The organism is Planctomycetia bacterium, from assembly GCA_015200345.1.
GTDB lineage: Bacteria > Planctomycetota > Phycisphaerae > UBA1845 > UTPLA1 > PLA3.
The window spans coordinates 3643872-3656285 of record CP054187.1 but is presented as its reverse complement, the minus strand read 5'-3'; the positions used below and the strand labels follow the sequence as shown (position 1 = coordinate 3656285).

Annotated in this window: 8 protein-coding genes; 5 read left to right on the top strand and 3 right to left on the bottom strand. The window is 64.1% G+C overall.

What is annotated here, in order from left to right; genetic code table 11:
* Positions 1-138: 138 nt before the first annotated feature.
* Positions 139-1695 carry an enterochelin esterase gene (locus HRU71_14920; protein QOJ04699.1) on the top strand — a complete coding sequence of 519 codons (1557 nt, stop codon included), beginning with the start codon at positions 139-141 and terminating at the stop codon, positions 1693-1695.
* A 100-nt stretch (positions 1696-1795) separates the two neighbouring features.
* On the opposite strand, the gene HRU71_14915 is transcribed toward HRU71_14920, so the two are convergent.
* On the bottom strand, positions 1796-3166 hold the full coding sequence (locus tag HRU71_14915; GenBank protein ID QOJ04698.1) for a 2-oxo acid dehydrogenase subunit E2: 1371 nt from the start codon (positions 3164-3166) through the stop codon (positions 1796-1798).
* Positions 3167-3279: 113 nt separating this feature from the next.
* On the opposite strand from HRU71_14915, the gene HRU71_14910 reads away from it, so the two are divergent.
* From HRU71_14910 to HRU71_14900, 3 genes are all read left to right on the top strand, one after another.
* Positions 3280-4020 carry a sulfite exporter TauE/SafE family protein gene (locus HRU71_14910; protein QOJ04697.1) on the top strand — a complete coding sequence of 247 codons (741 nt, stop codon included), beginning with the start codon at positions 3280-3282 and terminating at the stop codon, positions 4018-4020.
* Between the two features lie 420 nt (positions 4021-4440).
* A complete protein-coding gene (locus HRU71_14905; GenBank protein ID QOJ04696.1) occupies positions 4441-6408 on the top strand; it encodes a motility associated factor glycosyltransferase family protein in 1968 nt (655 codons plus the stop codon).
* On the top strand, positions 6405-8027 hold the full coding sequence (locus HRU71_14900) for an SPASM domain-containing protein (GenBank protein ID QOJ04695.1): 1623 nt from the start codon (positions 6405-6407) through the stop codon (positions 8025-8027). The genes HRU71_14905 and HRU71_14900 overlap by 4 nt, the downstream gene beginning before the upstream one ends.
* Before the next feature lie 19 nt (positions 8028-8046).
* Here HRU71_14900 and HRU71_14895 read toward each other — a convergent pair whose 3' ends face one another.
* A complete protein-coding gene (locus HRU71_14895; GenBank protein ID QOJ04694.1) occupies positions 8047-9690 on the bottom strand; it encodes a SpoIIE family protein phosphatase in 1644 nt (547 codons plus the stop codon).
* 155 nt (positions 9691-9845) lie between these two features.
* Between HRU71_14895 and HRU71_14890 the strand changes: the two genes are divergently transcribed.
* A complete protein-coding gene (locus HRU71_14890; protein QOJ04693.1) occupies positions 9846-10559 on the top strand; it encodes a radical SAM protein in 714 nt (237 codons plus the stop codon).
* A gap of 43 nt (positions 10560-10602) precedes the next feature.
* Here the strand turns inward: HRU71_14890 and HRU71_14885 are convergent, their stop codons facing one another.
* Positions 10603-12234, bottom strand: a complete 1632-nt coding sequence (locus HRU71_14885) for a DUF1573 domain-containing protein (protein ID QOJ04692.1) — start codon at positions 12232-12234, stop codon at positions 10603-10605.
* Positions 12235-12414: the final 180 nt, after the last annotated feature.

The following is a 12414-nucleotide window of genomic DNA, read 5'->3' as shown; positions in this document are numbered from 1 at the left end:
GGCCGTCCTCCACTATCCTCTGGCGCGCAAGCCGCGAGCCGTTTGTCACCCCGACGAGCCTCGGACACGCATATGACATCCACGCTCTGTACACAAACCCCGCACAGGATGACGCTGCCTCATCCCTTAAACGCACGCTTGAAGCGCGGCGCCGGGGCGACCGCCCTGATGCTGCTGTCCCTGGCGATCGTCAGTGGTGTGCGCGGCGAGCCGCCTCCCGCATCGCAACGCGCGAAGTCAGCCCGCGTGCAGTTCGCGCTGACGTTCGATCGCAAACTCCATCCGGACCCGTTCACCGGTCGCGTCATCGTCTATCTCGACACCGATCTGAAATCCGAACCGCGGCTTGGTTACTCGTGGACGACGCGCCGCCCCGTCTTCGGACACGACGTGACGAACTGGAAGCCCGGCGAACCGATCACAATCCAACCGGCAACCGGTTACCCGCATGACTTGGCCGATCTGCCGCCCGGACGATACGTCGCACAGGCCGTCATGCATACCAATCCGGACGTGCCTCACAGCGGCGATGCGCCGGGAAACTTGTATTCCAAACCGGTCGAGTTCGAGTTGGCCGATACCGATGCAGCGGAGCCGACAACCGTCGCGCTGAAGATCCGCCGGCGTGTCAAGAAGGAGGAGAAATCACTCGACACGCCGACGATGAAGTCAATCAAGTATCGCAGCCCCCTGCTCTCGACGTTTCACGGGCGTGATATTTTTCTCCGCGCGGTCGTCGAGTTGCCAAAGGAGTATGCAGAGCAGGCGGAACGGCGTTTCCCGGCTGTCTATGTCATTCCCGGGTTCGGCGGTGACCATTTGCAGACCGCCGTGTTAGCCGGCATGATGCTTCGCAATCCGAAGACGCCGTTTGTCCGCGTGAGCCTCGATGCGACCTGCCCGCTGGGGCATCACACCTTCGCGGATTCCGCCAACAACGGGCCGTATGGGACCGCGCTGGTGGAAGAACTGATCCCCTGGTTGGAAAAAGAATACCGTCTTATCTCCGAGGCATCGGCCCGGCTGCTCACCGGCCATTCCTCCGGCGGCTGGTCCACGCTCTGGTTGCAGATCAGTTACCCTGACACCTTCGGCGGCACCTGGTCCACCTCGCCCGACCCGGTCACCTTTGCCGATTTCACCGGTGTCAATCTGTATGACCCCAACACCAACTTCTACACCGATGCCGAAGGCGAGCCGCGCCCGATCATGCGGCAGAACGGCCGCGTCATCCTGCTGCTTCGCGACTTTGTGCGGATGGAAGACGCCATCGGCCCCGGCGGGCAGATGCATTCGTTCGAAGCCGTGTTCAGCCCGCGTGGTCCGAACGGCCGCCCCAGGCCGCTGTTTGACCGCCAGACCGGCGCGATTGATGCCGAGACGGTGCAGGCGTGGCGGAAAAAATATGACATTGTCGAGAAGCTACGGCGCGAGTGGCCGACGCTGGGGCCGAAGTTGAAGGGGAAAATCACGGTCATCATGGGCGAGGAGGATAATTTCTACCTCGCCGGCGCGGCGCATCGGCTCAAGGATGCGCTCGCTGAACTGGGCAGCGACGCCCGCGTCATCATCGAGCCGGGCAAGGACCACGGATCGATCATGATGACCAAGCCGTTCCAGGCGATCATGTCAGAAATGTGCGAGAAGTTCCTTGCGGCCCATCCGCAGGCGAGCGAGAACGACGACCATCCTTAAAGTGACGATTGCGCGAACAATCGAAGGAACACACGGCGCACGCGACCGGCTCCTTGCGGACCGAAAACCGGCGCGCCGAAGCACTTGCTTGCCCCGCGGGTCAGACCAGCAGCAAATTCAGCGGGTTCTCAAGGTACCCGATCACCGCACGGATGAACCGCGCGCCGTCGGCCCCGTCGATCACGCGATGGTCGAACGACAGAAACAGCGGCAGGATCTTTCGCGGGACGATCTGCATGTCGCGCACGACCGGCTTCCATTCCAGCTTGCCCATGCCGAGGATCGCCACTTCGGGGTAGTTGATGATCGGCGTGGCCATCGTGCCGCCCAGCGCGCCGACATTCGTCACGGTAAACGTGCCGCCGCGCATCGCCGCCACATCCAGCTTGAACTCCCGCGCCTTGTCGGCCAGTTCCTTCATCTCCTTCGAGATGCTCACCAACCCCTTGCGATCCGCATCGCGCACCACGGGGACCATCAGGCCCTTCGGTGAATCCACCGCCACGCCGATGTGTACGTAATCCTTGAACACCATCTCCGAGGCCGCCTCGTCGTACGACGCATTGAACGTCGGGAACTGTCGCAGCGCGCCCGCCACGGCCTTCACAACGAACGCCGTCAGCGTCAGCTTCGCACCGGTGCTCGCCAGCGCTTCGCCCTGGCGCTTGCGGAAATCTTCCAGGTCCGTCACGTCCACTTCGTCGGCGTGCATCACATGCGGGATTGTCAGATACGATCTCACCATTTGGCGTGATATCGTCTTGCGAATCTGCGGCAGCGCCTCGCGGCGCACGGGGCCCCACTGCGAGAAGTCCGGCATCGGCTCGGCCGGCATCGATCGCGGCGCGGCGCCGTCTCCGCCGTAGCTCATCGGAGCCGCCGCGGCGCGACTCGGTTCCGCGACGGAGGTCCCGCGCGACCCGCTGCTCGGTTGCGCCGCGCTGGTCGGCGATCCACCAGACACGAGATAGCGCTCCACATCCTCGCGGACGATCCGCCCGCCCGGACCGGTGCCGTGAACCACCGCCAAGTCAACGCCCTGCTCGCGCGCATAGCGCCGAACCGCCGGCGCTGCCGGAATCGGTCCTTCACCGCGACGTGGCGCTTCGGAAACCACGGCCGTCGGCTCCGATGTTCGTGCAGGCATGGCTGGAGCAGCCGCCATGGCGACCGACTTCGCGGGCGCGGCCTTGGACGCTTCCGCCTTGGCGGGCGCGGAACCGGCCGCCTCGCCGGCCTCGCCGACGCTCAAGAGCACCGAACCGACCTTGACCGTGTCGCCGACTTTCACATTCAACTTGCTGATCGTGCCGCCGAATGGGACCGGCAGCTCCACGGCGGCCTTGTCCGTTTCGACTTCCATGATGGCCTGATCGGGCTGAACCGTGTCGCCCTCCTTGACCATCACCTTGATGATTTGCGCCTCGTGAATGCCTTCGCCCAAGTCCGGCAGCTTGAAATCTTTGGCCATGTCCCTCACACCTGTTGATGGATTGCGTTTTGTGGTAGTAGGATGGTAACACCCGACGCGGGACAATTCAAAACGCCCCGCGATTCCCGTGATTTTGAGCCGGTCGAGGGCATTTGAATACGACCACCGCCATCCTGTTGCCTTCCGCTTTCTTCGTCGCCGCCCTGCTCTATTCGTCGGTTGGCCACGCCGGTGCATCGGCCTATCTCGCCGTGATGGCGCTGGCTTCCATGGAGCCGGCGGTGATGAAGCCGACGGCCCTGACGATGAACCTTCTGGTCGCCATCATCGCGTCGTACAACTTCGCCCGCGCGGGTCATTTCTCCTGGCGGCACTTCTGGCCCCTTGCAATCGCGTCGATTCCGTGTGCGTACCTTGGCGGCGCGATCACGGCGCCCCCGGCAGCCTATCGCCTCATTGTCGGCGCCGTATTGTTCTTCACCGCAATGAGGATGCTGGCAATACCCGGCGGCGCACCTCGACACGACCCGCGCCCACCTCCTGTGCTGGTCGCTCTGCCCGTCGGCGCCCTCATCGGATTGCTGTCGGGCCTGACCGGTGTTGGCGGAGGCATTTTCCTTAGCCCCTTGTTGATCCTTGCCGGATGGGCTTCAATTCAAACCGCCTCGGGCGTGGCAGCGGTGTTTATTTTCATGAACTCGGCTGCGGGACTACTGGGTTTGGGCAGCAAGGTCTGGCGCGTTCCAGGAGAAATCATTTTCTGGCTCCCGGCCGCGCTGCTTGGCGGAGTCCTTGGCTCTTATTGGGGCAGTCGTCGACTTCCCATACCGACACTACGGCGATTTCTGGCGGTCGTGCTCATCATCGCCGGCGCGAAACTAATGCTGACGTGACCTGAACAAGGGCGATTGGCATTGCGTTCAACGCGACCTATGATCTTCCGTGCGGCATTCGCCGCCTACCTTGACAGGAAAGGTACGCCATGAAAACGCTTTCCGGTCCGATCGCACTGGTGCTTGCAGCGGTTGCCTGCGGAGGGGCCAGCCTGCGATTGTTCTACTGTTGAGGCGATCCCCGCGCGACGATCGGTTCGATCGCCTTTCTTTCAGGAATCGTCTTCTCCGTCCCCGCCTCATTGAGCGGCCCCAACCGCGCTTCGCACCCCGTCAGCACGTGGGCAGCGTTTCTGCTCAACGTCGCGGCGCTGGCCGCCCTGGTGTACAGCGTTTTGTCGCCCAACGGCGTCGCGCAATAGCAGGCGAAAAACTCCTCGCGCTGATAGCTGATTCGGCATCACGCGATAGAATGCCGCCGTGATCGATGCGACCGTCAATCCGACGTTTCTCGCCAACATGCGCGCCCTCTGGCGCACCGACCCGCGCCTGGCCCAGCGCATCGATGAACTGCCGATCGACGCGTCGCTGACCCTGCATCCCACGCGCACGGAGTACCCCACCGCCGCCGTGACGACGGCCGACGGCCGAACGCTCTTTCTGCACAGCCGCTACGACCCGATCCGCGAAGCCGTCGATTTCATCAAGGGGCTGGATCGCTCCGAGGCGCGGTGCGTGATCCTGTGCGGCCTCGGACTGGGGTATCACATTCAGGCAATTTTCGATATTCTCGGCGAGGAGCTGGTGGTCCTCGTTTCCGAGCCGGACCTCGTGACGATCAAAACCGCGCTGGAGCACACCGATCTGTCCGCCGGAATCGCCGCGGGGCGCATCGAGTTTCTCACGTCGCCGGCCAAGGCCGCGCTGCACGAGCGACTCGTTCGCCACTCCACCATGCTCATGCTCGGCGCGGTCATCGCCGTGCCGCCGGTCGCGCGCGATCACCAGGCGCCGGCGCACGCGATCATCCGTCAGGCCGTGCTGGATTTCGCGGCCTTCGCCAAGATGTCGCTGGTGACGCTTGTGAAAAACGCCGGCATCACGGCGAGAAATGTCGCCAACAACCTTCCGGTGTATGCGTCAACGCCACCGCCCGATGTTCTCCGCGGCCGATTCGCCGGCTGCCCGGCGATCCTCGTCGCGGCCGGCCCGTCGCTCGCGAAAAACATTGATCAACTCAAGGCGCTGCGCGACCGCGCGGTCATCATCGCGGCGCAGACGACGCTCAAGCCGCTGCTGGAACGCGGAATCACTCCGCACTTCGTCACATCGCTCGACTGGAGCGACCTCTCGCGCCAGTTCTTCGAAGGCGTCGCGATCCCTGGCGAGGTCATTCTCGTGGCCGAACCGAAAGCGTCGTGGCATGTGGTCGATGCGTTTCGCGGCGAATCGCCAGCCAACGCCAAGCGCGTCATTCTCCTGCACAATCCGTTCGCCCAGCGGTGCGTCGGCGAGGTGCTCCCGCCGCGATCGCCGATGGACGCCGGCGCGACGGTCATGCACCTGGCTTTCTATCTCGCGCAATGGCTCGGATGCGACCCGATTGTCTTCATCGGGCAGGATCTCGCCTTTGGCGGGCAGGTCTATTACGCACCGGGCGTGGCCATTCACCGCGCGTGGGACAGCGAACTGGGCCGATTCTGCACGCTCGAGATGAAAGAATGGGAGCGGATCGTGCGCCATCGGCCGATTCTGCGAAAGGTGCCGGGGCAGGACGGGCACGCGATCTACACCGACGAACAGATGTTCACGTACCTGGAGCAATTCGAGCGCGATTTCGCGCGTTGCCCGGCGCGCGTGATCGATGCGACCGAAGGCGGCGCGAAAAAGCAGGGCGCGCAGGCGATGTCGCTTGCTGAAGCCGCTTCGAAGTTTCTGACGGCCGTGATCCACCCCGATCGGTTCGATTTTGCCGATGTCCGCTGGCAGGATCCCTCGCGCCTCTCGGCTGCGCAGGAAGCGCTCGCTCGCCGGCGGGAGGAGTTACGAGAGTTTCGCTCCCTTTGCCAGCAAACGCGCGACCTGCTGGGCACATTGGAAACGCTGACGACGAATCCGACCGCATTCAACCGCCGGATCGCCGAGGTCGACGAACTTCGCACGCTGGTGCAGGAGCATGAATTAATCTTTGCGATGGTCCGCGAGGTCTCCCAGCTTGGCGAGTTGCAACGCTTCGCGGCGGATCGCCGGCTGGCCGAGTCCGACGATCGCGGCCGGGATCGGGCCATGCAACAACTCCGCCGCGACGGGCAGTTCATCGCGTCGCTGCTGGAGGGCTGCGACACGCTCGCGTCGATCTTCGATCAGGCATTGGCGCGCTTTGAGGCCGAGCTGGCTCGCACCAGCACCGCCACGACGGCCAATTCTCAAGGGGGCGATGCATCGTGAAATGCCTCGCCACCATTGTTGCAGACCTTCGCACGTCGCCACTGGGCATGCGCAGCCGATTGGCCGATGCGCTGGACGGCGTTCCGCTGATTCGCCGAACCGTCGAGCGCGTCCTGCATTCCCAGCGCATCGACGGGGTGTGTCTCATCGCGCCGGCCGATCAGCACGCGGCGCTGGGCGACTTGCTCGCCGGGCTTGACGTGAGCTACTGCGCGCAAGCGGCACCGCCACCCTATCACGCGCTCGTTCGCGCCGGGCGCATCTGGGGACTGGATGGCTGGCGCGGAGGCATCGGCAGCCTGTGCTGCTTCGACGAAGACCTTGACGTGATCAGTGCCGCGCAGGTGGCTCGGCAACACGGAGCCGCGCTCGTCGCATCCATCCCCGCTGCTGCACCGTTGTTGGATGCATCGATTCTTGACGCCATGATCGAGCATTACATCGGGGAGGCCCAGGCCTTGCGGTTAACCTTCGCCTGCGCGCCGCCGGGGATTGCCGGCCTGATCATCGCGCGCGACATGCTCGAAGAACTCGCCCCAACCGGCCAGCCGCCCGGCGCGGCGCTCACCTACCAGCCCGATCGCCCCTTCGCGGACCTGACCGCCAAGGAATCCTGCTGGCGCGCGCCGGTGGAGTTGGTCGAAGCGCGCGGCCGCCTGCTCGCTGATACGCATCGGTCCTGGCGGCGCGTGGAAGAATTACTGGCCGCCGGCGCAGCAGATTGGCCCGCGCGCCGGATCGGCGCATGGTTGAGCAGGGACGCCGCGCAGCGGATCGAGGACGCGCCCGAGGAAATCGAGATCGAGCTGACCACGAAGATGCCCGACCTTGAGGCGAGTGTTCTTCGGCCGCGCCCGCCGGAGTTCGCGCCGCGCGGGCCGATCTCGGTGGACGCCCTTCGTAGCACCTTGCACTCATTGGGCGACTTCGACGACGTGCGGGTCGTACTTGCCGGATTCGGCGATCCCTGCCTTCATCCCGAGTTCCCGGCGATTTGCCGCCTCGTTCGTGAATCCGGCGCAGCGGCCGTCGCCGTTCGTACAACCGGTCGCGATCTGCCGCGCGAGGCGGAAGAATCGCTCTTCGCCGCGCCGATCGATGTCGTGGAGGTCATGCTGGACGCCGCGACGCCGCAAACGTACGCGCGGATGCACGGCGCCGATGCATTCGAGGCGGTCATCGCGCGCGTGGATGCATGGATCGCGCGCCGCGAACACGAGCGCCGTGTGCGGCCCCTCATTGTCCCCTCTTTCGTGAAGAGCACCGAAAACCTCGACGAGATGGAAGCGTTCTTCGATCACTGGCAGCGGCGATTGGGCTGCGCGCTGATCACCGGCTACTCATCCTGCGCGGGGCAACGCCCGGATCGAAGCGTCACCCAAACCGCGCCATCGCCGCGCCGACCCTGTCGACGCACGCGAACCCGCGCGATGATCCTCGCCGACGGCCGCGTAACGACCTGCGATCAGGATTTCGCTGGCAGGCAGGTTCTCGGAAGCGTGCTCGAAACGCCTCTCCTGGAATTGTGGCGAAGCGCCGCGGCATTGAGTGCGGCGCGATCGAAATGCATCGCCGACCTGCCGTTGTGCCCGGCCTGCACCGAATGGCATCGGCCGTAGCGGCGAGCAGGCTCGCCGGCTAAATCACGCGTACGACAACCAGCGTCACGTCGTCCTCGACCGGCGCGAACCCGACGAATCGCCGCATGTCCCAGAAGATCTGCTTGGCGATGACATCGACCGGCGGGGCGTCGCCCGCAGACGCCTGTCGCAGAAAGGACTCGTGAATGCGCGCCCGACCGTACGCTTCGCCGTCAAAGTTGCGCGCCTCCAGCAATCCGTCGGTGAACATCAGCATCAAGTCGCCCGGCTCCAGCGCTTCTTCGGCCGTCGCGTAGGTCTCATTCGGATCGATGCCCAGCGCCAGCCCGCCCGCGTCCAGTTCACGAATTCGACCGCGGCGCAGCAGCAGCATCGGCTCGTGGCCCGCGTTGCAATACTTGAGCAGTCGCCCGTCGGCCGCCAACTCCACATAGAACGCCGTTGCGAACTCGCCTGGCAGCGTGTCGTGGTACAGCCGGCGATTCACCGATTGAATGATCTCACCCATGTCGGTGACGCGCCGCGCGTTGCTGCGCAGCGTCGATCGCGCGCTGGCCATCATCAGCGACGCCGGCACGCCCTTGCCGACCACATCGGCCACGACCGCGCCGATATCGCCGTTGTCGAATCGAATGAAATCGTAGAAATCCCCGCCCAGCTCCTGACTCGGCTGGTAGTCGCAGCCGAATTGATAGTGCTCGGACTGCGGCGGGCGCGCCGGGATCATGCGCCGCTGCACTTCCGCCGCAAGCTTCACCTGTCGCGCGAGGTGCTCTTTCTTTCGCGCGTCCAGCATCAGCCGCGCATTGGCGATCACCGCCCCCACCTGCGCCGCGATGGCCTCCAGCAGGGACACCTCGAACGGGCTGAAGCGATGCCGTTCCCCCTTGTACGCCCGCAAAACACCGATCGCCTTGCCGCGGCTTGCCACGCGCGTCACCAGCGCGCTGATCAACCCTTCTTCTTTTGCATTCTTCTTGTACACCGTGCGCGGATCGGTGCGCATGTCCTCGACGTACACCGTCTCGCCCGACAGCGCCGCCTGATCGATCGAACTGCCGCGCACCCGAACCGGCCCCTTGGACAGGTATCGCTCCGACAGGTTCGCGACGGACGCCACCTTCAACTCGCCCGTGTCCGGATCAAGCAGGCGCAGACTGCACGCCTTCAGCTCCATCGCATCGACCAGTTGGCGCGTCGCCATGTCCAGCACGTCCTGAAGCGCCGCGTTGCCCGACAACATCGCCGATACTTCGTACAACGCCGCCAGCTCGTCGACGCGACGGCGCAATTGCTGCGCGTGATGACAGAGCTGTGCAATCGTCGCGGCCAGATCACGCACAAAGCGCGCCGCGTCGCTCGATTCGGACACCCCCAATACCTGCACCTTGCCCACGCACACGCCGTGCACCTCGATGCCCGCCTCGAACGGCGCGACGTCGAGCGCCTTCGCTTCCGGGATTTCGGCGATGGCGACGGTCGCAGAATTCGATCGCTGCCGGCCGGCCCCGCTCCGTGTGGAGGAAGACCCTCGGTGCGCCGCCGAGCCGGTGATGCAGCGGCCTTCCGAATCGCAGAACCGCGCCTCGCAACCGGTCAGGGCGCGGAACGACTCCGCCAGCGCTTCCAGCGTCGCGCGATCCACAAACTCCGTCAGCGTTGGCTGGTTCTGATCCGACATTCCCATCTCATATCCCGACGCGACGCACACCGCAGCCGATCCGACTCGAACGACTGGGACACCCCGAGCCGGGATTGCCATTGTAGGCGGCTTTCACCCTTCATTTCCGCCGTGGCCGGATGACCGGTTTCGCCCGTGACGGTATCCTTCCAAACATGGAATTGCCCGTCGTCAAGTCGCTGAAACGCTATGGCCGCTGGACCGGGCCGCTTCCGCGCGAAGTTGTGCTTCTCAAGGGGCTGCCCTGCGTATGGAGTCGGTGCAGCTTCTGTGATTACATCGACGACAACACGACCGACGAGGCGCTGATTCAGCAGGTGGCCGACGACACCCTCGCCCGCGTGACCGGAGAATTCGGCCGCTTGCAAGTCATCAACAGCGGTTCGATCCAGGAGCTGCCGTTGCGCGTGCGCGAGCAGATTCGCGATTTGATGACGGCCAAAGGCATCACCGAATTCTGGACGGAATCCTACTGGGCGTATCGCAAGCGCTACGATGAAGACCGCCGATTTTTTCGGGTTCCCACACATTTGTTCCTCGGCGTTGAAACATTTGACGACGAACTTCGTAACGGCGTCCTGAAAAAATCCATGCGATGGGACTCGCCCGAAGACGTGGCCGCCGCGACGGACTCGATCTGCCTCCTGATCGGATTCCGCGGCCAGACGCGGGACATCGTTCGCCGAGATATCGACTTGCTGCTTAGCAAGTTCCGCTATGGGATCGTGAACGTGTTCACGGAGAATCGGCTGTCCGCCGGGCTGATGGACGACGAGATCAAACAGTGGTTCCGCGAGGAGTTCGCGTGGCTGGCGACGCACGCGGGCGTGAATGTGTTGTGGCAGAACACGGATTTCGGTGTGGGATAATTGGGCGCCGGCTTTCGTCCGGTCGCCAAGCATCGCGGCTAATTCAACCGCCCGGCGATTTCGCCGCCGTCGGATCGGGCAATTCCTGGTCGAGCAGATCTTCCAGCCGTCGCGTGAGGGTCTCGCGAAGGTTCGCTTTGGCGCCCGATACGACTTCTCGTATCTGGCCCTTTGCATCGACGACGTAGAGCGACGGGAAGCTCGTGGCTTTGAACATCGCCCCTACTTTGTTGCCGCTGTCCAGGGCGACTTCGCTGCGCGATCCGACGTTCGCCAGCGCTTCCATGATCTGCTCGGTCGTGAACGTCTGCTTCATTGTCTGCATGACGTTGACGAAGCGCACGCCGCGCGATTCAAACGCCTCGCGCACGCGCTCCACCTCCGGCAACTGCCGCTTGCAGAACCCGCAATTGGGCGCGACGAAATTCAAGACCGTCGCCGGATGCGCCGCGTAGGCCACGGGCGAAACGGGCTGCCCGCCGAGCGTCTCCAACTCGAACCGCGGTGACGGCTGATTCAGCATCGTCAGGGCCGGTCGTGTGCCCGTCGCTTTCGGTGTGATCTTCTCGTCAATCCGGCTCGCACCGTCCGCCGAACTCTGGACCGCGCCGGACCCCGCTCTGGCGGCATTCGCGCCGGCCATCGCTCCCGGCGTCGAGGCCTGACCGGTGATTCGGATTGGAATTCGGAACTCGCCGTAGTCCTTGTCGTCGGTCCTTACCGTGACAAACGTGCCGTCCTTCGCGGGCTGGAAGGTCTTGGGCACGGTCACCGTCAGGCGGTATTCCTTGCCCGCCGTGACCGTCTCATTCGAAACCTTCACGGCGGCGTCCGTCGCGGTCGCGCTGACCAGCTTCACGGGCGCGTTGCCATGATTCAGCAATTGCAGTTGGCGGGCAATCGGCGCGGACGTTTGTGCCATTGCGGTGGCAGTTGGCAGCAACACCACCGACGGGAACACCTCCACGCGACTCGGGATCACCGCATACGCCGAGATCGTCAGAACGTCCGTGGCCGCATCGCCAGTGCGAATCTTCAACGTCTCGGAGATCGTGCCGGGGGCATAGGGCGGTTCCACGCGCACGGTGAGCCGGTACTCCCGTCCGGGTTTCACTTCGTCCAGTTTGCACTTGAACTTCTCCGGTCCCGATCCACGAATCAACTCCGGTTTGATCGGCGACGGCATCGAATTGGTCAGCACGATCACGCGCTCGTGCGGCTGCTGGTCGAGGATGCGCCCAAAGCCCGCGTTGGGTGGCTTGGCTTCCACCTTGCGGCGGCAGTTGCCCGCAAGGGTCAGCGTGATCGAGGGCGAAGCGGGATCATTCGTCGTGACGTGGATCGACTTGGCGAATTGCCCGTGGACCTTGTTCGAGTCCAGGCGAAACGGGATTGAACCCGTCTTGCCCGGCGCGATGCGCCGCGGGTAATCCCCAGCCGTCGTGCAGCCGCAGGTGGGCGATACCTGGAGAATCTCCAGGTCCGCATTGCCGTCATTGGCGATGTCGAAAGCGTGCTCCAGCGTGGCCCCGGCCCAGATTTCTCCGAAATCGTGGCGCGCCGCAATCACACGAACCTGTGGAGACCCTTTCCCGGCGGTCGCCGGTGGAATCTCCGGGCCGGCCTTGACCGGCTCATTCGATTGCGAATAAACGGGCGATGCAAGCCCGACCACAAGACCTGCTATCCGGATGCAGGAACCGGGCCAAGAGAGATTCCGACGATTGAATGGAATACGGCGCAACACGTTCGCCCGGTAGAAGCCGATCATCGTTACCTCACCCATACTCGCCCCGGTCCCTTGCCCATCCCGCATTGTCCGAATCCAGCTCGCTTCTCGCAACATTCGCTTCGT